Annotated in this window: 25 protein-coding genes; 17 read left to right on the top strand and 8 right to left on the bottom strand. The window is 70.5% G+C overall.

Annotated features, from left to right (window positions below):
* Position 1 precedes the first annotated feature (1 nt).
* Positions 2 to 280: a multidrug ABC transporter ATPase gene (locus ACIQLK_RS13210; protein WP_400365277.1), complete on the bottom strand. Its 279-nt coding sequence runs from the start codon at positions 278 to 280 to the stop codon at positions 2 to 4.
* Between the two features lie 104 nt (positions 281 to 384).
* Here ACIQLK_RS13210 and ACIQLK_RS13215 point away from each other — a divergent pair, with 104 nt between their 5' ends.
* Together ACIQLK_RS13215 and ACIQLK_RS13220 are read left to right on the top strand one after the other, a co-directional pair.
* Positions 385 to 768 (top strand): cold-shock protein, encoded by a 384-nt coding sequence (locus ACIQLK_RS13215; protein WP_065570028.1) that lies wholly within the window; start codon positions 385 to 387, stop codon positions 766 to 768.
* Positions 752 to 1,546 carry a DUF3027 domain-containing protein gene (locus ACIQLK_RS13220; protein WP_400365279.1) on the top strand — a complete coding sequence of 265 codons (795 nt, stop codon included), beginning with the start codon at positions 752 to 754 and terminating at the stop codon, positions 1,544 to 1,546. The genes ACIQLK_RS13215 and ACIQLK_RS13220 overlap by 17 nt, the downstream gene beginning before the upstream one ends.
* A 72-nt stretch (positions 1,547 to 1,618) precedes the next feature.
* Here the strand turns inward: ACIQLK_RS13220 and serC are convergent, their stop codons facing one another.
* The gene (gene serC, locus ACIQLK_RS13225; RefSeq protein ID WP_400365281.1) at positions 1,619 to 2,737 is read right to left on the bottom strand and encodes a phosphoserine transaminase; all 1,119 of its coding nucleotides are present in this window, start codon (positions 2,735 to 2,737) and stop codon (positions 1,619 to 1,621) included.
* A 108-nt stretch (positions 2,738 to 2,845) separates the two neighbouring features.
* Between serC and ACIQLK_RS13230 the strand changes: the two genes are divergently transcribed.
* From ACIQLK_RS13230 to ACIQLK_RS13255, 6 genes are all read left to right on the top strand, one after another.
* A complete protein-coding gene (locus tag ACIQLK_RS13230) occupies positions 2,846 to 3,550 on the top strand; it encodes a metal-dependent transcriptional regulator (protein ID WP_400365283.1) in 705 nt (234 codons plus the stop codon).
* Between the two features lie 283 nt (positions 3,551 to 3,833).
* Positions 3,834 to 4,655 carry a M23 family metallopeptidase gene (locus ACIQLK_RS13235; protein WP_400365285.1) on the top strand — a complete coding sequence of 274 codons (822 nt, stop codon included), beginning with the start codon at positions 3,834 to 3,836 and terminating at the stop codon, positions 4,653 to 4,655.
* A 306-nt stretch (positions 4,656 to 4,961) separates the two neighbouring features.
* On the top strand, positions 4,962 to 5,459 hold the full coding sequence (locus tag ACIQLK_RS13240; RefSeq protein ID WP_400365287.1) for an HNH endonuclease: 498 nt from the start codon (positions 4,962 to 4,964) through the stop codon (positions 5,457 to 5,459).
* Between the two features lie 289 nt (positions 5,460 to 5,748).
* Positions 5,749 to 6,447 carry a hypothetical protein gene (locus ACIQLK_RS13245; RefSeq protein ID WP_400365289.1) on the top strand — a complete coding sequence of 233 codons (699 nt, stop codon included), beginning with the start codon at positions 5,749 to 5,751 and terminating at the stop codon, positions 6,445 to 6,447.
* Positions 6,447 to 8,030 carry a DNA polymerase Y family protein gene (locus ACIQLK_RS13250; protein WP_400365291.1) on the top strand — a complete coding sequence of 528 codons (1,584 nt, stop codon included), beginning with the start codon at positions 6,447 to 6,449 and terminating at the stop codon, positions 8,028 to 8,030. The genes ACIQLK_RS13245 and ACIQLK_RS13250 overlap by 1 nt, the downstream gene beginning before the upstream one ends.
* A complete protein-coding gene (locus ACIQLK_RS13255) occupies positions 8,030 to 11,440 on the top strand; it encodes an error-prone DNA polymerase (RefSeq protein ID WP_400365293.1) in 3,411 nt (1,136 codons plus the stop codon). Before ACIQLK_RS13250 ends, ACIQLK_RS13255 begins: the two co-directional genes overlap by 1 nt.
* 20 nt (positions 11,441 to 11,460) lie before the next feature.
* Here the strand turns inward: ACIQLK_RS13255 and ACIQLK_RS13260 are convergent, their stop codons facing one another.
* Positions 11,461 to 12,864, bottom strand: coding sequence for a PepSY-associated TM helix domain-containing protein (locus ACIQLK_RS13260; protein WP_400365295.1), 1,404 nt, complete (start codon positions 12,862 to 12,864; stop codon positions 11,461 to 11,463).
* A gap of 157 nt (positions 12,865 to 13,021) precedes the next feature.
* Positions 13,022 to 13,618 carry a hypothetical protein gene (locus ACIQLK_RS13265; RefSeq protein ID WP_400365297.1) on the bottom strand — a complete coding sequence of 199 codons (597 nt, stop codon included), beginning with the start codon at positions 13,616 to 13,618 and terminating at the stop codon, positions 13,022 to 13,024.
* Positions 13,619 to 13,734: 116 nt separating this feature from the next.
* Here ACIQLK_RS13265 and ACIQLK_RS13270 point away from each other — a divergent pair, with 116 nt between their 5' ends.
* Entirely contained in the window at positions 13,735 to 14,019 is a 285-nt protein-coding gene (locus ACIQLK_RS13270) for a hypothetical protein (protein ID WP_400365299.1), read from the top strand.
* Between the two features lie 31 nt (positions 14,020 to 14,050).
* Positions 14,051 to 14,410, top strand: a complete 360-nt coding sequence (locus ACIQLK_RS13275) for a hypothetical protein (protein ID WP_400365301.1) — start codon at positions 14,051 to 14,053, stop codon at positions 14,408 to 14,410.
* Between the two features lie 74 nt (positions 14,411 to 14,484).
* On the opposite strand, the gene ACIQLK_RS13280 is transcribed toward ACIQLK_RS13275, so the two are convergent.
* A complete protein-coding gene (locus tag ACIQLK_RS13280) occupies positions 14,485 to 14,766 on the bottom strand; it encodes a HesB/IscA family protein (RefSeq protein WP_400365302.1) in 282 nt (93 codons plus the stop codon).
* 190 nt (positions 14,767 to 14,956) lie between these two features.
* Between ACIQLK_RS13280 and ACIQLK_RS13285 the strand changes: the two genes are divergently transcribed.
* The 6 genes from ACIQLK_RS13285 to ACIQLK_RS13310 all read left to right on the top strand — a co-directional run bounded on the left by ACIQLK_RS13285 (position 14,957) and on the right by ACIQLK_RS13310 (position 18,047).
* Positions 14,957 to 15,394, top strand: coding sequence for a hypothetical protein (locus ACIQLK_RS13285; RefSeq protein WP_400365303.1), 438 nt, complete (start codon positions 14,957 to 14,959; stop codon positions 15,392 to 15,394).
* Positions 15,395 to 15,468: 74 nt separating this feature from the next.
* Positions 15,469 to 16,029 carry a hypothetical protein gene (locus ACIQLK_RS13290; RefSeq protein ID WP_400365305.1) on the top strand — a complete coding sequence of 187 codons (561 nt, stop codon included), beginning with the start codon at positions 15,469 to 15,471 and terminating at the stop codon, positions 16,027 to 16,029.
* Between the two features lie 19 nt (positions 16,030 to 16,048).
* On the top strand, positions 16,049 to 16,948 hold the full coding sequence (locus ACIQLK_RS13295; protein WP_400365306.1) for a hypothetical protein: 900 nt from the start codon (positions 16,049 to 16,051) through the stop codon (positions 16,946 to 16,948).
* A gap of 32 nt (positions 16,949 to 16,980) precedes the next feature.
* Positions 16,981 to 17,259, top strand: coding sequence for an ArsR/SmtB family transcription factor (locus ACIQLK_RS13300; RefSeq protein ID WP_400365307.1), 279 nt, complete (start codon positions 16,981 to 16,983; stop codon positions 17,257 to 17,259).
* On the top strand, positions 17,256 to 17,642 hold the full coding sequence (locus ACIQLK_RS13305; RefSeq protein WP_400365308.1) for a VOC family protein: 387 nt from the start codon (positions 17,256 to 17,258) through the stop codon (positions 17,640 to 17,642). The genes ACIQLK_RS13300 and ACIQLK_RS13305 overlap by 4 nt, the downstream gene beginning before the upstream one ends.
* Before the next feature lie 114 nt (positions 17,643 to 17,756).
* A complete protein-coding gene (locus ACIQLK_RS13310; RefSeq protein ID WP_400365309.1) occupies positions 17,757 to 18,047 on the top strand; it encodes a hypothetical protein in 291 nt (96 codons plus the stop codon).
* Here ACIQLK_RS13310 and ACIQLK_RS13315 read toward each other — a convergent pair.
* The 3 genes from ACIQLK_RS13315 to ACIQLK_RS13325 are packed head-to-tail and all read right to left on the bottom strand — an operon-like array spanning position 18,018 to position 20,128.
* A complete protein-coding gene (locus ACIQLK_RS13315; protein WP_400365310.1) occupies positions 18,018 to 19,169 on the bottom strand; it encodes a GDSL-type esterase/lipase family protein in 1,152 nt (383 codons plus the stop codon). The genes ACIQLK_RS13310 and ACIQLK_RS13315 overlap by 30 nt on opposite strands.
* Entirely contained in the window at positions 19,166 to 19,723 is a 558-nt protein-coding gene (locus ACIQLK_RS13320) for a TetR/AcrR family transcriptional regulator (protein WP_400365311.1), read from the bottom strand. Before ACIQLK_RS13320 ends, ACIQLK_RS13315 begins: the two co-directional genes overlap by 4 nt.
* A gap of 60 nt (positions 19,724 to 19,783) precedes the next feature.
* Positions 19,784 to 20,128, bottom strand: a complete 345-nt coding sequence (locus tag ACIQLK_RS13325; protein ID WP_400365312.1) for a hypothetical protein — start codon at positions 20,126 to 20,128, stop codon at positions 19,784 to 19,786.
* A 350-nt stretch (positions 20,129 to 20,478) separates the two neighbouring features.
* Between ACIQLK_RS13325 and ACIQLK_RS13330 the strand changes: the two genes are divergently transcribed.
* Complete coding sequence (locus ACIQLK_RS13330; RefSeq protein WP_400365313.1) at positions 20,479 to 21,186, top strand: hypothetical protein; 708 nt, start codon at positions 20,479 to 20,481, stop codon at positions 21,184 to 21,186.
* Positions 21,187 to 21,218 lie beyond the last annotated feature (32 nt).

The raw sequence follows: 21,218 nt of genomic DNA on the forward strand, positions 1-21,218 counted from the left end.
GTCACCGGCCCTTGTTCGCCCGTCCCCGTCGCACGAAGGTCATGATCAGGAGCGCGAGCAGAAGCGCGAAGGCCACCGGAGGGGCGATGTAGACAACCAGGCTCACCGCAGGCCAGACGCCGGTGGCGAAGTCCTCCTGCTTCAGGCCGCCGGGACCCGACGCGATGATGATCGCGAAGAAGCAGACCACCGAGAGCACCAGCAGTCCGAGGGACATGAACGCCAGGATGCGGTCGATACGACGTACGGGAAGGTCGCCGGCCGGGGGCGGAGTGCTCATCCGATCAGAGTAGCGGCTCGCCGCGGTGCCGTAGTCTGGTGGTGGGGCTGAGACGGTCCCACTTTTCCATGCCCGCGCGCGGGCCGATCAGCGAGGTTCGACACATGCCCACCGGCAAGGTCAGGTTCTACGACGAGGCGAAGGGATTCGGCTTCATCACCGGCGACGACGGTCAGGACGTCTTTCTGCACGCGACCGCACTTCCCGCCGGGACCACCACGATGAAGCCCGGGACGCGCCTGGAGTTCGGCGTGGCCGACGGCCGCCGCGGCCTGCAGGCGCTCGCCGTCCGCGTCCTCGACGCGCCCGTCAGCCTCAGCAAGCGAAACCGCAAGCCCGCCGACGACATGGCGGTCATCATCGAGGACCTCGTCAAGCTGCTCGACGGCATCGGCGGGGACCTGCGTCACGGACGGTACCCGAGCGGCGCGCACGGCAAGAAGGTCGCCGCTGTGCTCCGCAAGGTCGCCGATGACCTCGATGCCTGAGTCGACGGATTCGACGGAGTCGACCGGATCGACGGATGTCGCCGAGTCGGCCGGAGCCGCCGAGTCGGCCGACATCGTGGAGTCGACGGAGTCAGGCGAGCCGACGGACACCACGGGGGCGGCGGAGTCGGCTGGCGTCGACGAAGAGGAGTCGGCTCCGACGGATCCGCGCCTGTTCGAGGCGTACGACCTGGCTCGCGCGGCTCTTCTCGAAGTGACCCCTGAGGCGACGGTCGGCGAAGCCGCCGGGTACCTGCTCGAAGACGGCGGAGTGGTCTCGCTCCGCTTCTCGAACCGGATGGCCGGATACCCGGGGTGGTTCTGGACGGTCAGCGTCGCAGTCGTCGAAGGATCCGAGCCGACCGTGCTCGAGGTGGAGCTCCTGCCCGGCGACGGCGCGCTCCTCGCGCCCGAGTGGTTGCCGTGGGCGGAGCGGCTCGCCGAGTATCAGGCCGCACAGGCCGCCGCCGGCGAGGACGACTCCGACGAGGATGACGACGACGACGTCGACGACGAGGAAGACGACGACGATGCGGACGACGACGCCGAGGACCTCGACGCCGCCGATTTCGACAGCGACGGATCGCCCATCCTTCACGCAGGGGATGTGGATGGCGTCGACATCGACGAGCTCGACGACACCGCGGCGGACGAGGACGACTCCGCCGACGACGACTCGGACGACGACGAGTCGGACGAAGACGAGCCCGACGAAGACGACTCAGACGACGCTGATGACGACGACGATGAGGACGGCGAGTCGCTGCGCGAGTACTGACGCGCGGCATCCGCTCGCACACGAACGCGGCCCCGGGGATCACTCCTCGGGGCCGCGTTCGTCGTGCGGGGGTCAGTCGGCCAGGTGCTCGACCGTGTAATCGATGGCCTTGATGAGCTGGCGCACGTCGTCGGGCTCGATGGAGACGAACGTCGCGACGCGAAGCTGATTGCGGCCGAGTTTGCGGTACGGCTCGGTGTCGACGATGCCGTTCGCGCGCAGGCTCTTGGCGACAGCGGCGGCGTCGACCGAGTCGTCGAAGTCGATCGTGACGACGACGGGGGAGCGGTCGGCGGGGTCGGCGACGAACGGCGTCGCGAAGGATGCGGCATCCGCCCACGTGTACAGCGCACCCGAGGACTCCGCCGTGCGGGCGCCGGCCCACGCGAGTCCGCCGTTTCCGTTGATCCACTGCAGCTGCGTGTCGAGCAGCTGGAGGGTCGCGATCGCAGGCGTGTTGAGCGTCTGCTGCAGACGCGAGTTGTCGAGGGCGTTCTTCAGGCTCAGGAACTCGGGGATGTACCGGCCGGATGCCGCGACCCGCTCGATCCGCTCGATGGCGGCGGGCGACACCGCGGCGTACCAGAGGCCGCCGTCGGAGCCGAGGTTCTTCTGCGGCGCGAAGTAGTAGACGTCGGCCTCGGCGATGTCGATGTCGATACCGCCGGCGGCGCTCGTGGCGTCGATCACGGTCAGGGCGCCGGCGTCGCCGTGGACGCGCGTGATCGCGGTCGCGACGCCCGTGGAGGTCTCGTTGTGTGCCCAGGCGTAGACGTCGACACCCTCGACGGCCTCGGGTGCGGCGCTCGTGCCGGGGTCGGCCTTGCGGACGTCCGGCGCCTCGAGCCAGGGCGCTGCCGCTGCAGCGGCGAACTTGCCGCCGAACTCGCCGAAGACCAGGTTCTGCGCTCGCTTCTCGATGAGGCCGAAGGCCGCCGCGTCCCAGAACGCGGTCGACCCGCCGTTGCCGAGGATCATCTCGTACCCGTCGGGAAGGCGGAACAGATCGGCGAGACCGGACCGGGTCCGCGCGACGAGGTCCTTGACCGGGGCCTGGCGGTGCGAGGTGCCGAACAGGGACGCCCCCTGGGTGACGAGCGCCTCGAGCTGCTCGGCACGGACCTTGGACGGGCCGCAGCCGAAGCGTCCGTCGACGGGCAGGAACTCGCGGGGGAGGGTCACAGTCGCCATGCCGAGAAGTCTAGGGCGCAGGCTCCGGCGGTCCCGGCCGCATGACGCTCCGAGACCCGATGCCGGATAGGCTGGGAAGGCACTGTCTCCCGCGCGAAAAGGGCTCTGATGACCGACCTCATCGACACCACCGAGATGTACCTGCGCACCATTCTCGAGCTCGAGGAAGAGGGCATCACGCCCCTGCGCGCGCGCATCTCGGAGCGCCTCGGGCACTCGGGTCCCACGGTGTCGCAGACGATCGGTCGCATGGAGCGCGACGGTCTCGTGGTCGTGTCGGAGGACCGCACGCTCGAGCTCACCGACCCGGGGCGACAGAAGGCGGTCGACGTGATGCGCAAGCACCGTCTCGCGGAGCGACTGCTGTCGGACGTCATCGGTCTCGACTGGGCCTACGTCCATGAAGAGGCCTGCCGTTGGGAGCACGTCATGAGCGAGCTCGTCGAGCGTCGCCTCATCGAGCTCCTCGATCACCCGACCGAATCGCCGTACGGCAATCCGATCCCCGGGCTCGACCAGCTGGGCGACGTCCCGGCCAACGCCTTCGACAGCGGAGTGGTCGGTCTCGTGCGACGGTTGAACGATGCCGGCGGCCCGGTGACGGGCAGCATCCGTCGTCTGGCGGAGCCGATCCAGGTCGACCCGGAGCTCCTCACCCAGCTGCGCGACGCGGGCGTCGTGCCCGGTCGGACCGGGTCGTTCCGGTTCAACGAGGGGTACGTCCTGGTCGAGATGGACGGCATCGACGAGGCGCTCGAACTCCCCGTCGAGGTGGCGTCGCACATCTTCGTCATCGACGCGCACGAGATCTGACGGGATCCCGCGCCGCCCTCACGCAAGGGCGAGAGCGTGACATATTCGTTACCTTCGGGTAGCCTCGGAGGGTCCACCGGCGAGAAGCCCGCCTCGGACCGCTCCGCGAGTTGCCTCTCCGGCTCGTCGTTCGCGAAGTGCCCCCTACATCCGTGCCCGACATGGAGTGCCGACGAGCCAGCATCCGCCCCCGGATGCGGAGGCGCTGGAGGACAGCTTGGCTGAAGAGTTCCACCCGTCGAACGAGATTTCTGAGGCATCGACGGCCCCCCGAAAAGGTCGTTTGAGTAGACGGATCGCCGCGAAGGCGCCCGCCACCCGTTCGACGGCATCCCGCCCTCACCCCGTCCGCAGTTTCGTGACCCTCGCCGCTGTTGCGGGCATGGTCGCCACTGTGGCCATTCCCGCCTTCGCCGCGGCCGATCGCGGCGACGTCGCCGAGGCGCAGACGCTGCAGCAGGTCTCGGCGGACGACGCCCAGTCGCTCGTCGTCGCCTCGGAGGGGACCCCTGCGACCCTCGACCGCGGTGGATACTCGGCCACGACGCCCGAGGAGATCAAGGCCGCCAAGGCGAAGGAAGCCGCCGAGAAGGCGGCCAAGGCTGCTCTTGCGGCTCGCCTGGCGGCGGCATCCTCGTCCTCGTCGTCGTCCTCTTCTTCTTCGGCGCGGTCGTCGTCGAGCTTCTCGAACTCGGTGCCGCTCGTGTCTCCCGGTTCGGGTACCGTGCGTCGTCCGCTCGCGCACTTCAACAACTTCGGTACGCCGTACGCCGGCCACAAGGGCACCGACTACATGGTCGGTCGCGGAGAGCCGATCTACGCGGTCGCCGACGGCACCGTCGTCGCCTCGTCCGAGTCCGGGCCGGGCTGGGGCGTGTACGTGAAGATCGCCCACAACATCGGCGGCGTGCGGGTCACGTCCCTGTATGCGCACATGGACTGGGGTACGCGCCGTGTCCAGGTGGGCGACACGGTCTCGGTCGGTCAGCTCATCGGCCAGGTCGGCGACACCGGACGCGCGTTCGGCACTCACCTCCACCTCGAGATCCGCATCAACAACGGGTACACCAACGCGGAGTCCTGGCTGCAGGCCAACGCCGGCTGACGACACACAGCTGTCGTTCTGCTGTTGTTCGCCCCGGGGCATCCCGGGGTGTAATACCCTGACCCCGACGCTCGTTCGAGCCGAGGGGAGCCGCATGGACATCCAACCCCGCATTCGCAACCGGAATGCGCTAGGTAGGCATGTGCTGCGGCATCGTGTGCACGATTGCCACGACATCGGTCGTGCGAAAAAGGCGCTGTCTTCATGACGGCGCCTTTTTTCGTACCCGCACCCCTCTCGACCCGCGCCGCGTCGACGACACGGAAGGCCGCTGAAGCCGTCACGGCCGTTCGAGAGGACACCCCTATGCGCACTCTGGTGCTGAACGCAGGTTACGAACCCCTGGCCGTCATCTCCTTCAAACGAGCCCTGGTGCTCGTCATGACCGAGAAGGCGACCATCATCGAGCGCGTCGAGGAGGATCCCGTCTGGGGTACGCGCGACGTGTACGACCGACCGGCCGTCATCGTGCTGACCCGCTATGTGCGGATCCCTGCGGCGCGCCGGGTGCCCGTCACGCGGCGGGGCGTACTTAGGCGAGACGGGAACCGGTGCGCGTACTGCGGCAAGGGTGCGACCACGATCGATCACGTGCTGCCGCGTTCACGCGGGGGAGCGGACTCGTGGGAGAACCTCGTCGCCGCCTGCCTGCGGTGCAACAACCTGAAGGGCGACCGCACACCTCAGGAGATGCACTGGGAGCTGAAGTGGATGCCGCAGCCGCCCCGCGGTGCCGGGTGGCGCGTGCGCGGGGCGGAGCGCGCCGATCCGGTGTGGGAGCCGTATCTGGCGCTCGCGGCGTAACCGCAGTCGGGGTCTGGAGTCGCCCGGGCGTGCGGCGCATGTCGCGGATTCGGATGATGCGCCCGGATTCGGAGCGCGAAGCGGTTTCGCGTCCGAATCTGCGGCAAATGTCCTGATCCGAGGGATGCGCGCGGCCGTTCCCCGGTGAGGTGGTCTGACACGCCGAGGGGCGGCGCGTCGTTTCGTGCGCGCCGTTCCGTCCCGCGCCGACGAGGGCCATGTCGGAACCCGTGCGTATCTTCGAACTCGACCGCTTGAGTCACTCGAACAAAGCTTCTACCATGTCGAGGTGAGATCCATCGTGCGCAACACCGCCACTGCCCAAGAGGTGCAGCGGCTGCGCGCGCAGATGGCGCAGATCCAGGGGCGCAAGCTCGATGCGCCGCCCCTTCCCACCCATCCTGCCTTGGCTGAGCTGCTGCCGGGCGGGGGACTGCGCCCCGGTTCGTCCTACGCGATCGGCGGCTCGATGTCGCTGCTGTTCGGTCTGCTGGCGCAGCCGTCGCAGACCGGCAGCTGGTGCGGGGTGGTGGGGATGCCGGGATTCGGCGCCGAGGCGGCCGAGAAGGCGGGGGTCGACCTGACGCACCTCGTGCTGATCCCCGAGCCGGGGCCGCGCTGGCTCGCGGTGATCGCGACGATCGCCGACGTGCTCCCGGTCGTCGCGGTGCGTCCGCCGTCGCGGGCGAAGGATGCCGAGATCTCACGGCTCGCGGCGCGCATGCGAGAGCGGGGGGTCGTGCTGCTCGTGCAGGGGCCGTGGCCGCAGACCGAGGCGATGATCGACGTGACGGATGCCCGCTGGTCGGGCCTCGGCGACGGGTACGGCGTGCTGTCGGATCGGGAGCTGACCGTGACGGTGACGAGCCGACGCTTTCCGGTGCCGCGGTCGTCGCGGATGCTGCTGCCCGCCCCGGACGGCGCGATCGCGGTGCGCGAGCAGCCCGTCGTCCCGGTGGTCGACCTGCCGATGCGGGCGGTGAGCTGATGGATCCCGCGCTCGTCGACACCGGCACCGAGCCGGTCCGCAGCCTCGTCGTGTGGGTGCCGGACTGGCCGGTCGTCGCGCTCGCCCGTGAAGGACTCGCCGAGGCCGAGGGGCCGATCGCCGTCTTCGCGAAGGGGATGGTCGCCGCGACCTCGCCGACCGCGCGCGCCGACGGAGTCCGGCGGGGGATGCGGCGCCGCGATGCGCAGGCGCGGTGTCCGCAGCTCCAGGTCGTCGACGCCGACGACGCGCGCGACCACCGCACGTTCGCCCCGCTCATCGCGAGGCTCGAGGAGATCGCCCCCGGGGTGCAGTTGCGTGAGCCGGGACTGTGCGCCCTGCGGGTGAAGGGGCCGGCACGGTTCTACGGCGGCGAAGCAGGAGCGGCGACGGCGCTCACCGGTGCCCTCGCCGAGCTCGGCATCACCGACGTGCGGGCGGGTGTCGGCGACGGCCCGTTCACGGCGGAGCAGGCCGCCCGCACCACCGGACCGGATGCGCCGATGCGGATCGTGCCGCCCGGGGCGGCGGCCGCGTTCCTCTCGCCGCTGCCGGTGACGACGCTCGAGGACGACTCGGTCGCGAGCCTGTTCGCGCGTCTCGGCATCCACACCCTCGGTCAGCTCGCCGCGCTGCCGCCCGCGCGGCTCGTCGAACGGCTCGGTCCCCGCGGGGCGCGACTGCACGCGCTCGCGTCGGGGCTCGACTCGCAGCCCGTGCAGCCGCGCACGCCGCCGCCCGAGCTCGAGCGCGAGGTCAGCTTCGAGCCGCCGCTCGAGATCGCCGACCAGGTGGCGTTCGGCATCAGGCTCGCGTCGGAGCAGTTCATCTCGGGGCTCGGTGCCGTCGACCTCGTCTGCACCGAGCTGCGTGTCGCGCTGACGGGCGACCGCGGCGACCACAGCGAGCGGGTCTGGCTGCATCCGGGGGCGTTCGATGCGGCCGCCGTCGTCGACCGGGTGCGCTGGCAGCTCGCCGAGCGCGGGCTGAAGAGCGCGGTCGCGAAGGTGCGGATCGCGCCCGAGAAGGTGGACGCGGCATCCCATCACGTGAAGGGGCTGTTCGGTTCGGGGCCCGAGGAGCGCGTGCACTCGGCGCTCTCGCGCGTGCAGGCGATGCTCGGGCACACCGGGGTCGTCACCCCGCAGGTCGGCGGCGGGCGCTGGCTCGCGGAGCGGCAGGTGCTCGTGCCGTGGGGAGACCGCGCCGTCATCGCCGAGCGCGCGCGGCCGTGGCCGGGGAGCCTGCCCGACCCGCTGCCGGCGACCGTGTTCCCCGAGCCGGTGCCCGTCGCCGTCATCGACCGCGACGACGACATGGTCGCCGTCGACGGACGCGGCGAGCTGACGGCCGAGCCGGTCGCACTGATCCTGCCGGGAGCGCCGGACGCATCGGGGGCGCGGAGGCCCCGGCATCCGCGCCGCATCGACTCGTGGGCAGGACCGTGGCCGGTCATGGAGCGGGGGTGGGATGCCGCCCGTGCCCGTCGCGCGCACCGGTTCCAGATCGTCGACGAGGCGCAGACGGCCTGGCTGCTGGTGTGCGAAGAGGGCGTCTGGCACGCCGAGGGCAGGTACGACTGATGGGGTGGGGCAACAACCCGTCGGTCTCGTGGTCGGAGATGGAGCGGATCCTCAGCGACCGGCGCCGTCCCGAGGGGGCGCCGGCGGGTACCGACGGCGGTGACAGTCCGGCGTGGTCGCACAAGCGCGGCAAATATCGTGCTCCCGAGATCGAGCGGCCGCGCGACGTCGTGCCCTACGCCGAGCTGCACGCGCACTCGTCGTTCTCGTTCCTCGACGGGGCGTCCTCGCCCGAAGACCTCGTCGAAGAGGCGGAGCGGCTGGGCCTCCACGCCCTCGCGATCACCGACCACGACGGGTTCTACGGCATCGTCCGGTTCGCCGAGGCGGCCGAGCACCTGCAGCTGCAGACCGTCTTCGGCGCCGAGCTGTCGCTGGGGCTGCCTGGTCCGCAGAACGGCGAGCCCGACCCGCACGGCACGCACCTGCTGGTGCTCGCGCGCGGCGAGGAGGGGTACCACCGGCTTGCCGCCGCCATCACTCACGCGCAGCTGTCGGGCGGCGAGAAGGGACGGCCGGTCTACGACCTGCGTGACCTCGCCGATCGGGCGGGCGGGCACTGGCAGGTGCTGACCGGATGCCGCAAGGGCGCCGTCCGGCAGGCGCTCGCCGCTGACGGCCCGGCCGCCGCGGCGTACGAGCTCGACCGGCTCATCGACCTGTTCGGGGCGGAGCGCGTCGACGTCGAGCTCATCGACCAGGGAGCGCCGACCGACTCGCGCGACAACGACGTGCTCGCCGCGCTCGCGGCCGAGCGCGGGCTGCCGGTGGTCGCGACGAACAACGTGCACTACGCCGTGCCCGAGAAGGTGCACCTCGCCGCGGCGGTCGCGGCGGTGCGCGCGAACCGGGGGCTCGACGAGCTCGACGGGTGGCTGCCCTCGCACGCGAGCGCGCACCTGCGCTCGGGAGCCGAGATGGCGCGGCGGTTCCGGCGGTATCCGGGTGCGGTCGAGCGCACGGTCGAGCTCGCCGACGAGCTCGCGTTCCCGCTGCGCCGCGCGAAGCCCGCGCTGCCGAAGATGCAGGTGCCCGAGGGGCACACGCCGATGACGTGGCTGCGGCACCTGGTGTGGGAGGCGGTGCCCCGCAAATACCCGGATGCCACCGACGCGAACCGGGCGCGCATCGAGAAGGAGCTGGGGGTCATCGAGCAGAAGGACTTCCCCGGGTACTTCCTCATCGTGCACGGCATCGTGCAAGAGGCGCGGCGCCGCGGCATCCTGTGTCAGGGGCGCGGATCGGCCGCGAACAGTGCCGTCTGCTACCTGCTCGACATCACCGCGATCGACTCGATCTTCTACGACCTGCCGTTCGAGCGGTTCCTGTCGGCGCTGCGCGACGAGGAGCCCGACATCGACGTCGACTTCGACTCGGACCGGCGCGAGGAGATCATCCAGTGGGTCTACGAGACCTACGGCCGCGAGCGCGCGGCGCAGGTCGCGAACGTCATCCAGTACCGACCGAAGAACGCCGTCCGCGACATGGCGAAGGCGCTCGGGCACTCGCCCGGTCAGCAGGATGCCTGGACGAAGCAGGTCGAGCGGTGGGGTGCGTCGCTCGACACCCCGCCCGACCACGACATCCCCGAGCGGGTGGTCGCCTACGCGGGTGAGCTGTTGAAGGCGCCTCGACATCTCGGCATCCACTCCGGCGGGATGGTGCTGACCGATCGGCCGGTCGGCGAGGTCGTCCCGATCGAGCACGCGCGCATGGAGAACCGCACCGTTATCCAGTGGGACAAGGACGACGCTGCGTGGATGGGGCTCGTGAAGTTCGACCTGCTCGGGCTCGGGATGCTCGCCGCCCTGCAGTACTGCTTCGACATGATCGCGGCCGCGACGGGGGAGCGGTGGTCCCTCGATGCGATGCCGAAGGAGGAGGCCGCGGTCTACGACATGCTGTGCCGGGCGGATTCGATCGGGGTGTTCCAGGTCGAGTCGCGGGCGCAGATGGGACTCTTGCCCCGCCTGCAGCCGCGGAAGTTCTACGACCTCGTGGTCGAGATCGCCCTCATCCGTCCGGGGCCGATCCAGGGCGGTGCGGTGCACCCGTTCGTGCGGCGCAAGCTGGGCGACGAGCCGATCACCTATGCGCACCCGAAGCTCAAGCCGGTGCTGGAGCGGACCCTCGGCATCCCGGTGTTCCAGGAGCAGCTCATGCAGATGGGCATGGCCGTCGGCGATCTCTCGGGGGAGGATGCCGACCTGCTGCGCCGTGCCATGGGTTCCAAGCGCGGGATCGAGCGGATCGATTCGCTGAAGAAGAAGCTCTACGAGGGGATGGCGCGCAACGGTCTGACCGGCAAGACGGCCGACGACATCTACGTGAAGATCCAGGCGTTCGCGAACTTCGGTTTCGCCGAGAGCCACTCGCTGTCGTTCGGGCTGCTCGTGTACGCGTCGTCGTGGTTGAAGCTGCACTACCCGGCGGCGTTCCTCGCCGCGCTGCTGCGCGCGCAGCCGATGGGCTTCTACTCGCCTGCGACCCTGACCGCCGACGCACGGCGGCACGGGGTCGAGGTGCGCCGGCCCGATCTGCACGCCTCGGGAGTGGATGCCGGGCTGGAACCGGTGACGGAGGGGGACACGCACCGCCGCGCCCCGACGGGTCGGGACTCCTGCGCCGACCGCATCCAGCCGCCCGTGCCGGAGTTCGACCGGGCGCTGCCGGACGAGTCCGCGGCGCACCGGCGGGACGGCAACTTCGCGGTGCGGCTGGGGCTCGCCTCGATCACGGGGATCGGGGTGCCACTGGCGACGAAGATCGTGGCCGAACGCGAGGCATCCGGTCCGTACCGGGACCTGCGCGACCTCGTGCGGCGTACCGGTGCGACGGCGGCGCACCTCGAGGCGATGTCGACGGCGGGCGCGTTCGAGAGTCTCGGGATCACGCGGCGCGAGGGCATCTGGTTGGCGGGGGATGCCGCGCAGGACCGCCAGGAGTTCCTCGAGGGGTCGCTGGTCTCGGTGCAGCCGCCGCTGTTCCCCGACCAGTCGAGCTACGACGTGCTCGCCGCCGACCTGTGGGCGACGGGGGTGTCGGCGGACGACCATCCGCTGACGCATTACCGGTCGCAGCTCGACGCACGCGGGGTGATCACGTCGCGCGGCATGCGCGAGCACGAGGTCGGCCGCCGCATCGAGGTCGCGGGCCTGGTGACGCACCGGCAGCGACCGGCGACGGCATCCGGGATCACCTTCCTGAACCTCGAAGACGAGCACGGCGTCATGAACGTGATCTGCTCGGTCGGGGTGTGGAACAGGTACCGCCGCATCCTGCGCGACAGCCCCGCGCTCATCGCACGCGGCATGCTCGAACGTTCACCCGAAGGGGTGACGAACCTCGTCGCCGACGGGTTCGAAGACCTGAGAGTGGGGGTGACGCACCGGTCGAGGGACTTCCAGTGACCCTCGACCGGTGTCGCGGATCAGGCCGCGGCACGCCGCCGCTGCACCGCGTCGACGATCACGTCGACCACGACGAACGCGGCGAGGGTCCAGCCGACGAGCGGCAGCGCGAGCCCGACCAGCACCCCGCCGACGACGACGGCCGTGACGCCCCACCAGGGTGCGCCGTCGAGCACGCCGCGGCGCGGCGGCATCCCGACCCGCGCGGTCTTGGTCGGCCGGCGCTTCACCCACATGACGTAGCCGAGGACGACCATGCCCGCGATCGAGAGGGCGAGCAGGAACATCACGATCTGGTTGGCGAGGCCGAACATCGTGCCCATGTGGATCGAGACGCCCCACGAGGCGAGCTTCGCCGGCAACGAGAAGTCCGCGAAGTCGACGCGGTCGACCGGTTTCAGCGTCGCACCGTCGATCGCGACGGCGTCGAGGTGTCCGGGGAAGCCTCGGTCGATCTCCTGTACCTTCCACGCCTGATCGGCCGCGGCGGGCGGCGTGATCTGCACGAGGTTCGTGTCGATGTTGACCTTCCGAGCCGCCGCGAGCACGTCGTCGAATGTGCCCGGATCGACGGTGAGAGCAGCGGATGCCGTGCCGTGCCCCGCGTGCTCATCGGCGCCCCCGGCGGTTCCGCCGAGGCTCGTCGACACCGCGGGCGTGGTCCAGTCGAGGGCGGCGCGCAGGTTCGTGACGTTCTGCCCGCCGTACGTCGACCACGTGATGCCGGTCGCCGAGAGGAACACCGCGCCGAGCGCGATCCAGATGCCGACGGACGTGTGCCAGCTGAAGAAGCGGCGGTACCCGGTGTAGGTCCGGGCGGGCCGGACGAAGTCCTTCTTCGTTCGTGCCGTGCGGATGCGGATGACCCACATGACGACGCCGGCGACGACGACGATGCCGAGCCAGGATGCCGCGAGCTCGCTGTACAGGCGTCCCGGGTCGCCCAGGCCGAGGCTGCGGTGGATGTTGCTGATCGCGGTGCGCAGCGGCAGCGATCCGCTCGTGCCGTAGACCGTTTCGTCGCCGCGGATCTCGCCGGTGCCGGGGTCGACGAAGACGGCCCGCGACTCGCTCTCGCCGAGGCCGTCCTGCGCGAACATGACGCGCGTCGTGTCGCCCGGCTCAGGAGCGGGCCGGACGGCCGCGAGCGTCGCGGCGTCGCCGACGTGCGTCTCGGCGATCTCGACCTGCTCGCCGAGGCTGAGCTGCGTCGTGGTCACGGGAGCGTGCAGCTGCCGCGCGTACACGGCCTGCTCGATCGTGGGCGACAGGGCGTAGAGGGCGCCGCTGAGCGCGGCGACGAGGATGAACGGTCCGACGAGGATGCCGGCGTAGAAGTGCAGGCGCACGAGGAAGGCGCCGAACCAGCCCGGTCGTCGAGTGGGGCGGACCGTGGCGGGTCGGGTGGGCAGGGTGGCGGTCATGATCGCTTTCGAAGAAGAGGGATGCTGCGGGCGGGCCGCCGACGAGAGGGCGCGGTGCGCGCATCGCTCGTCGAGGGCCCAGGGTCGGCGCGCGCCCCATGTGAGCGCGCGCGGCGCACCGCGGCATCCCTCGTCGAGAGCGGAACGGCGGCGCGCGTCAGATGGCGAGCGCGCGCGGCGGACCGCGACCGGCGGCGACGCGAAGCGTGACCGAGCGCAGGACCGGGACGTCGGCGGACGCGGGTGTCGGCACCGGGCGGCCCATGGCTCCGAGCACGAGGACCGCGGTGAGGATGCGGCGGCGCACCCACCGGGCGATGTCGGCGGCGAGGGTGAGCAGGCGCTGCGCCGTGCGCTCGCCACGGTGCAGCAGCGCGACGGTCAGGACCGCGGCGAGGCCGTGCATGGCCCACATGAGCGGATCGGCGCCGATCGCGGCGGCGGTGCCCCCGGCATCCGTCATCAGCGTCATCCCGTGCTGGTGCGGCGCGCCCGTCGGCGTGATCGTGCCGATCACGAAGAGCGCGTGGAACAGCAGCTGGCTGCCGGTGACGGCGAGGGCCAGACGGGGGAGCGAGAGGCGACGTCCCGCGAGCGCCGTGCAGACGAAGAGCGAGAGCGCGAGCGGGACGATGATGCCGAGCCAGCCGGGGACCCGTCCGCCGCCGGCGACGTGCGAGAGCAGGGCCGCCCACGTGGCGACGGATGCCGCGAGTGCGCCGCGGGCGACGCGGGAGACTCGGGACGGGCGCACGCGTCCATTGTGACAGGGGCCGTGGTCCTTGCGGGCTCGGCGTCGCTGCGCAAGCCCTGGGGAGAACCGGGGTGACGCGATTAGCGTGAGAGGACTTTCACCGGTCGGAGGGCATCATGACGAACTACGCGCAGCGGAACGAAGCTGTCCAGCGCAAGCAGATGGGCTCGGGGGCGTTCGTCGCGATCTTCATGAGCCTCGTGTTCCTCGTCGTCGCGGCGGGCTTCGCGATCCTCGGGGTGCTGTTCATCACGAACCCGATGCCGGTCGTCGTCCTCGGGGTGCTGATGCTGATCGGCGCCGTCGCCGTCCTGGTGCTGTCGGGTCTGTGCATCGCGGCGTCGGTGCGGGCGCTCATGCGCCCCGAGAAGGCGAAGCAGCGCGTCGAACGCATGGCCTGACGCGCGCGGAGCGACGTGCCATGATCGTCGCATGCTGGCTGACATCCTCGAGGTACTCGGCGACGCGCTCGTGGCCGTCGGCGACGCTCGGCGGGGTCCGCGGTACGTGCACGGCCGCATCCGGTTGATCCAGGGCGAGGTCGAGGGTCTCTCGCCGCGGGAGGATGTCGGCGGCGAGGCGGCGATCGACCATCGCACGATCGCCATCAACGACGTGACCCTCACGGGCGTCGCCATCGCCCCGCGGCCGCTCCGCGTGTCGTACCTCGACGACATTCAGCAGCGCGCTCAGGTGGTCCGCATCGAGTTCGACGGCGGCGCCGCCGAGTGGACCATTCCCGAGTCGACCAACCTCCGGAAGCTGCAGAAGCGCATCGGCGCCTCGTTCTGAGACGCGGGATGCGCCCCTGAACGCGCGAAAGCCCCGGACCGCACAGGTCCGGGGCTTTCGAGAAAACTCTGGGGTCAGACGGCCTGCGCGAGGGCGAAGCCGACCGATCCGTCCTCTTCGACGCGGGCATCGAGGATGCGGTCGTCGAGCGCGACCGTTGCGGCCGGGGCGACGAAGACGCGGGCGCCGTCGCTCTCGACGACGGTGTCGCCCTCGACGGGCTCGGGTGCGAGGGACAGGGCGTACCCGTTCTGCGGGTCTGCGGCCTCGGCGATCCGGAGGCCACCGGTCTCGGTGGGGATCTGCGAGGAGAGGCTCTTGACGGCGGTGCTGGCGTTCTCGGTGAGAGTGAGCATGATGCTCCCTTCCGTGGATTGCGGGCGTGAGCGGGCAACGATGCCGAGAATCGGGCGCCGCCGCAACCGCTGACACACCATTGCCGCGCACTCACACGGCATACGGAGGTTCGGGAATCATCCCCACGACGTACGCCGGATCATCACGCGGACCGATTCGCCCGAAGGGCCGTCCGGCTTGACTCGAGTCATGACCCACACTCGTCTTCGCGTGGCTGCCGCCGCCGGTCTCGTCGCACCGCTCCTCGTCCTCGCGCTCGCCGCCTGCAACCCGATGGACGCCTTGCAGAAGGTCCATTCCGAGGAGTTCGCCGATCGCTCCGCGGCCCAGAAAGGATGGGTGGGCGTCGCGATGCCGGAGTGGATCCCCGCCGGGGCCACGGGCATCAAGAACACCGCGACCGACGACGAGACGAACGCCGTCATCGCCGTCGAGGGCGGGGAACTCGAGGGGTGCTCCGAGATGGACCGCCGTGGACTGCCCTTCGACAGCCGCTACGGGAGTCTCGGCGAGCCGCTGCCGACGACCGTGTTCGCCTGCGGTCCATACGAGGTCGTGAGGACCGACGCCGGCTGGCTCGGCTGGTTCAGTGCGACGGAGAAGGGGCAGACCCCGGACGACGCGTGACCGCGGGATGCCGTGAGTCGGCGCTTCGCGGTGAGACACTGAACCGACGACCGAGGGAGGCTGCCGTGAGGCGGATGACGACGCGAGCCGGTGCGGCCACAGGTGCGGTGGTGGTCGCCGCGCTGATGCTGGCGGGATGCGCTCCCGAGCCGTCCCCGTCGCCGACGATCTCGTCACCGTCGCCGAGCGTCTCGTCACCGAGCCCGACACCCAGCAGCGACCCGAGCCCCGGCATCCCGCCGACCCCGAGCGACAGCCCGAGTCCGACGTCGTCGCCCGTCGGCCCGCCCGCGACGCGGCCCGTCGAGCCGCCGACCGGTACCGACCCGGATGCCGCGGCGATGACCTCCGCCCAGGCGGGAACCCTCTGCGCCGCGGAGCATCGCACGGGGCAGAGCGCCGGCGACACGCAGATCGGAAAGCCGACCGTCTACGAGCGTTCGGTCTCGCCGCGCTGGTACGTCACGATCCTCGCCGAGAACGAGTTCGGCCAGTATTACCAGGAGTGCATCCTCGGCGGGTCCGAGGCGAACCCGGAGTGGTCGCTGACGCAGGGGACGCCGAAGGATCAGCTGACGGCGGCGCACATCGAGCAGATGCGCACGCAGAACGAGGACATCGACGAGGATCACTGACGGGCCGATACGGTGAGGCATGGCCATCACCGTCTTCCCGCCGCGCGACTTCGCCCTCGACGGGCAGCGATGCCGCGTCCACGTCTACGACGTCGTGACCGGAACGGACCGGGTCGTGTTCGAGACCGACGAGGTGCTTCTCGAGGCTCCGAACTGGGCGCCGGAGGGTCTGCTCCTCAACGGCGCCGGCAAACTGTGGCTGCTGGACCCGGATGCCGCGGGTGCCGACATCGCAGAGGTGGCGTTCACCGGCATCCCGCCGCTCAACAACGACCACGTGCTCGTGCCGAAGTCGGGGGACATCCTGCTGTCGGCGAACGACGGGCAGATCTACCGCGCACCGCGGACCGGGGGAGAAGGCGTGCGGATCACGGATCCGGGTGATCCGTTCATGCACTTCCTGCACGGGGTGAGCCCGGATGCCGCATGGATCGCGTACACGGCGCTGTCGATCGAGGACGGCGAGGTGCTCTCGGCGGACCTGCGGACGGCGCGCATCGACGGATCGGAGGATGCGCCGCTGACGACGGGTGAGGTCGCCGACGGGAGCGAATGGTCACCGGGAGGCTCGTGGATCTACCTGAATACCGAGCAGTTCTCGCAGGCGCCGGGGCATGCGCAGATCGCGCGGATGCGGCGGGACCGGTCGGGGCTCGAGCAGCTCACGTTCGACGATCGGGTGAACTGGTTCCCGCATCCCTCACCCACGGGACGCGACGCGGTGTACATCAGCTTCCCGCCCGGGACGCAGGGGCATCCGGCGGACGTCGAGGTAGAGCTGCGCCTCGTGCGGAACGGGCACTGGCGCCACCCTGAGGCCGTCGCGACGGTGTTCGGCGGTCAGGGAACGATCAACGTGAACAGCTGGACGTCCGACGGGTCGCGGTTCGCGTACGTCGACTATCCGGTGGGGTCTTGATAGGCAAGTAGCGACTTGCCTATACTCGCGGCATGGGCGATGTGTTCAAGGCTCTCGCCGACGAGACGCGTCGGATGATCCTGGACGACCTCGCCGAGCGCGACGGACAGACCCTGTTCGAGCTGTGCGTGCGACTGGCCGATCGCGGCGTGACGCATTCGCGTCAGGCGGTGTCGCAGCATCTGGCGGTCCTCGAAGAGGCGGGCCTCGTGCACAGTGAGCGTCGCGGCAAGTTCAAGTTCCACACCATCGACACCCGGCCGCTCGCTCAGATCTCGGAGCGCTGGCCCCTTTCCGCAGGAGAGTCATGAAGATCCAGACCGTGAGCGTGTTCGTCGATGACCAGCAGCGCGCACTCGAGTTCTACACCGAGAAGCTCGGCTTCGCCGTGGCCGCAGACGTCCCGATGGGTGAGTTCCGGTGGCTGACGGTCGTCGATCCCGCGTCGCCCGACGGCACCCAGCTGTCGCTCGAGCCGAAGGCCCACCCCGCGGTGGCGCCGTTCACCGACGCGCTGATCGAGGACGGCATCCCGTTCTTCGTGCTCGGTGTCGACGACGTGCAGGCCGAGTACGAGCGGCTGCAGGGGCTCGGCGTGGAGTTCACGCAGGCGCCGATCGACCACGGGCCGGTGACGACCGCCGTGTTCAGCGACACGGTCGGGAACCTGCTGCAGATCGCGGCGTTCGCCTGAGCTTCGGAGATTCGGCGGGGAGGTTGGTGCGCGTCGGGTCGGGCGTAGTGGCCCAGTTGCGCACGAGCCCGCCCGCCTGTCATGGTTCAGTGACGAGTGGCGGAAGGTGCGGGCATGCAGGAGACGATCGACCCGGTGGCAGCCGCGCCGGTGGAACCCAAGACGGTCGCGCCCCCGGTGATCACGCCGTGGCATGTTCTGGGAGTCTGGGCGGTCGTATCGCTCGTCCTCCTTTTCGCGCACCTGCCGTTCTTCTGGCTGGCGGTGCCGACGGCGGTCGCCGCCGTGATCTCGCGTCGCAGCGGCCACGGTCACCTCTGGTGGCTCTACGCCAGCGCTGCAGCCGGCCTCGTGGCGATGTTCTTCGCCTTCAGCTCACTGCTCACGTACTCCGTCTCGTACTGACCGCAACGCCGTCGCGGCGAAGCGCTCGCCGATGAGGCGATGCGCCTCGGGGCTCGGGTGCAGCCGGTCGGGGAGCGGGTGCGTGGCGGCATCCGCTTCGCCGTACAGGGCGAGGCCGTCGACGAGGTGCAGGTGCGGGTCGTCGCGGTGCGCGAAGACGTCGGCGAGGGCGTCGCGGATGACGCGGAGGGTGAGGCGTCCGCCCGCGGTGTCGCCCGGGGTTCCGGCTGCGCCGAAGAGCAGCGTGCCGGTGGCGAAGGAATCGGGGTCGATGGTGCCGGGGCCGGGGGTGTCTTCGTGGATGCCGCACCAGATCGGCGTGATGAGGTGCAGGGGCGTGTCGGGGTGGCCGTCGCGGATCGTGTCGATAAAGCCGTGGACCGCCGGGACGAACGCGCGCAGCCGCATGGCGTCGGCGTTCACGACGTTGATGCCGAGCGCGACGCTGATGACGTCGGCGGGGGCGTCGCGGATGACGCGCGCCATGAACGGGTCGACCTGCGCGCTGCCGCCGACGCCGAGGTTGCGCAGGTCGAGGCCGGCACGCCGGGCGGCGAGCGAGGCCCAGGTGGCGCTCGGCTGCGTCGCGTTGGAGCCCTGGCTGATCGAGCTGCCGTGGTGCACCCAGCGCGGCCGCTCGGTCGTGTCGGGGGTGGCGGGGGCGTCGGCGCGCAGCGCGATGAGCTCGATCGTCTCGTTGTGCGGCAGCCACAGCTCGACGAGCTTGTCGCGCGGGTCGAGTCCGTCGACGGTGATGCGCTGCGCGGGCCCGTCGACGAGCTGACGGATTCCGGTCGCCGGATTGGTGTCGACGGTGTCGCCGCCGTCGAGCTCGACGCTGGCGTGCAGGGCGCCGTCGATGCGGACGTCGACTCGTCCGCGCGGGCGGGAGAGTCCGCGCAGGGTGGCGCGGGTCGCGTGCAGGTCGAGTTCGAGGCGGGATGCCGCGGTGCGCACCGCGATGCGCGCGCCGGCGGGCTGCGCCTCGACGCCGAGCAGTTGCGGCTCGGGGTACTGCGTGCGGACCCAGGCGGGCAGGCGGTGCAGGCGCAGGCCGCGGCTGGTGGGTTCGAGCTCGGCGAGTCCGCGGACGGTCGCGGTGTCGAGGGTGATGTCGATCATGCGGGGTCCTTCGGAGTCCAGGTGCGGAGCGCGCGGTCGAGGGCGTCGAGGGCGCGGTTCCAGGAGGTGTTGGTGGCTTCGTCGCGGTGGGCGAACGACGAGGCGGATTCGAGGGCGAGGTAGCCGCCGATGGTGGCGCTCGCGAAGCGCACCGCGTGGACGGTCTCGCTTTCGGGTATGGCGTAGTCGCCGAGCGATCCGACGACGAGGGCCGAGATGCGGGATGCCGCCGGCTCGGTGATCTCGTTGCGCTCGACCGGCTGCGAGATCATCGCCCAGCGTGCCGGGTGCGCGAAGGCGTAGGACCGTTGCGCGTTCGCGAGGTCGCGGAGGGTAGGGGAGTCGCCGATGGTGTCGGCGAGTTCGTGGAAGACGGCGGCCTGGACGGCGCTGCGGAGCGCGGCGAGGTCGCGGACATGCGTGTAGAGGCTGGCGGTCTGCACGCCGACGCGACGGGCAAGCGACGACATCGAGAGCGCGTCGGGCCCGTCGGCGTCGATGAGGTCGAGCGCCGCCCGGGTGAGGGCGTCGGGGGAGAGGTTCGCGCGGGGCACGAGGAGTAAACCTACACCCTTTAGGTTTGATCCTCGATTCGTGGTCTGAGGCGATGTTCCTCAGCCGGAGAGCTCGGTCGGCCACATCTCGCCGCCAGTATCGCGGGCCCAGCGATAACAGCCTTTGGAGTTCTCCTCGAGGTAGTACCCGTCGACGCCACCATCGATGAAGGAGACATTCCGGCTGACGATGGAGATCGTGCCGTTCTCGAGGACCCAGTCGTCGTACTTGCCGAAGGAACCGGGGTCGACGTCCTTGATTCGCGAGAGGTACTCGATCGCGCGTGGCTCGTCGTCTTCGCGGTAATAGGCGTGCCACGCGCCATGCAGATTGGCGCACCACCACCACTTCTCCGCCGTCTCAGCACCCTCGAGACCCTCGGGAAAGCTGTAACCGTCAGGCATCGGTCGATCGAACGACGCAACGGCATCGGTGTAGGCAGCATGTTCCGCGGACACCTCAGAAGGGGCTGGTGTCCTCGGATCCGACGTCGGGGCCGGCGGCGAAACAACGATGACAGAGTCTGCCGCCCCGCTGATAAGCGACACCGTGAACGCCGTCACCGAGAGGACAGCAATTGAACCTGCAGTCGCCAAAGCTGCGACTTTCACCCCCGTGCGCACACTGCACGCTAACCCGGCCCACCGGAACGCGGCAATTCGCGCTCAACGGTTCGCCGCCGAACCGTGATCCCGCGCCCGATCCCCGCGCGCTGCGTTCAGCGGAAGGGGATCGCTCGGGCGGAGGGGCACGCATGGCCGGCAGCGGGACGAAGCGGTGGCGGATCGTCGTGACGGTCGTGGCGATGTTGGGTCTGCTCGCCGTCGGCGCACCCGCGGCATCCGCTGCTGAGGGTGACACTCCTGCCGACGTGGTCGCCGCGTTCTCGGTCGAGAACGCCGTCGAGCTCGAGTCGGACGAGGCCAGTGGGCTCGGAGATCTGGCGGATGCGGCATCCTTCGGCACAGTGCATCGGGTGCACGCGTGGAGCGCGTCGCTGATCGCGGGGGTGGGCGACCCGGTGTCGGCGATGGACGAGTGGGTGGCGCCGGTCCTGTCCGGGTCGGGTGAGGCTCTCGGTGTCTACCGAGTGTGGCGTGAGACGCCGGATTCCGACGCGACGTTCGCCGGAGTGGACGGGGATGCCGCGACCGCCGCCGCGCTCGCCGAGGTCGCTGCCGGCGCGACGGTCGTCGAGGACCCGACGATCGCCGCCTGGTACACGCTCGATGCCGGGATCGTGACGCCGGTGGGTTCCGCGCGTTTCGACGACATCCGCGTGGCGACACCGATCGATCGTGCGGCCGAGATCGTGTCGGCCCGGTTCGCGCAGAACGTGCGGGATGCCGCGCCTCCGGTGGGCCTCTCGGACGAGAGCTGGACGTGGGCCGGCATCGCGCTGCTGGTGATGGCGGCGGTCGGGGTCGGCTTCGTGGTGCGGCGGCGGCGCCTGCCGGCTTAAGGGAGGGGTCGCGCGCGTGGGAGCATGACGGC

This window comes from Microbacterium sp. NPDC091382 (assembly GCF_044757025.1).
Lineage (GTDB): Bacteria > Actinomycetota > Actinomycetes > Actinomycetales > Microbacteriaceae > Microbacterium.

Bases quoted from the DNA above. Each gene is read 5' to 3' on its own strand.
- ACIQLK_RS13210 (WP_400365277.1), bottom strand. From the start codon at position 280: ATGAGCACTCCGCCCCCGGCCGGCGACCTTCCCGTACGTCGTATCGAC.
- ACIQLK_RS13215 (WP_065570028.1), top strand. From the start codon at position 385: ATGCCCACCGGCAAGGTCAGGTTCTACGACGAGGCGAAGGGATTCGGC.
- ACIQLK_RS13220 (WP_400365279.1), top strand. From the start codon at position 752: ATGACCTCGATGCCTGAGTCGACGGATTCGACGGAGTCGACCGGATCG.
- serC (WP_400365281.1), bottom strand. From the start codon at position 2,737: ATGGCGACTGTGACCCTCCCCCGCGAGTTCCTGCCCGTCGACGGACGC.
- ACIQLK_RS13230 (WP_400365283.1), top strand. From the start codon at position 2,846: ATGACCGACCTCATCGACACCACCGAGATGTACCTGCGCACCATTCTC.
- ACIQLK_RS13240 (WP_400365287.1), top strand. From the start codon at position 4,962: ATGCGCACTCTGGTGCTGAACGCAGGTTACGAACCCCTGGCCGTCATC.
- ACIQLK_RS13250 (WP_400365291.1), top strand. From the start codon at position 6,447: ATGGATCCCGCGCTCGTCGACACCGGCACCGAGCCGGTCCGCAGCCTC.
- ACIQLK_RS13255 (WP_400365293.1), top strand. From the start codon at position 8,030: ATGGGGTGGGGCAACAACCCGTCGGTCTCGTGGTCGGAGATGGAGCGG.
- ACIQLK_RS13260 (WP_400365295.1), bottom strand. From the start codon at position 12,864: ATGACCGCCACCCTGCCCACCCGACCCGCCACGGTCCGCCCCACTCGA.
- ACIQLK_RS13270 (WP_400365299.1), top strand. From the start codon at position 13,735: ATGACGAACTACGCGCAGCGGAACGAAGCTGTCCAGCGCAAGCAGATG.
- ACIQLK_RS13275 (WP_400365301.1), top strand. From the start codon at position 14,051: ATGCTGGCTGACATCCTCGAGGTACTCGGCGACGCGCTCGTGGCCGTC.
- ACIQLK_RS13280 (WP_400365302.1), bottom strand. From the start codon at position 14,766: ATGCTCACTCTCACCGAGAACGCCAGCACCGCCGTCAAGAGCCTCTCC.
- ACIQLK_RS13285 (WP_400365303.1), top strand. From the start codon at position 14,957: ATGACCCACACTCGTCTTCGCGTGGCTGCCGCCGCCGGTCTCGTCGCA.
- ACIQLK_RS13290 (WP_400365305.1), top strand. From the start codon at position 15,469: ATGACGACGCGAGCCGGTGCGGCCACAGGTGCGGTGGTGGTCGCCGCG.
- ACIQLK_RS13295 (WP_400365306.1), top strand. From the start codon at position 16,049: ATGGCCATCACCGTCTTCCCGCCGCGCGACTTCGCCCTCGACGGGCAG.
- ACIQLK_RS13300 (WP_400365307.1), top strand. From the start codon at position 16,981: ATGGGCGATGTGTTCAAGGCTCTCGCCGACGAGACGCGTCGGATGATC.
- ACIQLK_RS13305 (WP_400365308.1), top strand. From the start codon at position 17,256: ATGAAGATCCAGACCGTGAGCGTGTTCGTCGATGACCAGCAGCGCGCA.
- ACIQLK_RS13310 (WP_400365309.1), top strand. From the start codon at position 17,757: ATGCAGGAGACGATCGACCCGGTGGCAGCCGCGCCGGTGGAACCCAAG.
- ACIQLK_RS13315 (WP_400365310.1), bottom strand. From the start codon at position 19,169: ATGATCGACATCACCCTCGACACCGCGACCGTCCGCGGACTCGCCGAG.
- ACIQLK_RS13325 (WP_400365312.1), bottom strand. From the start codon at position 20,128: ATGCCTGACGGTTACAGCTTTCCCGAGGGTCTCGAGGGTGCTGAGACG.
- ACIQLK_RS13330 (WP_400365313.1), top strand. From the start codon at position 20,479: ATGGCCGGCAGCGGGACGAAGCGGTGGCGGATCGTCGTGACGGTCGTG.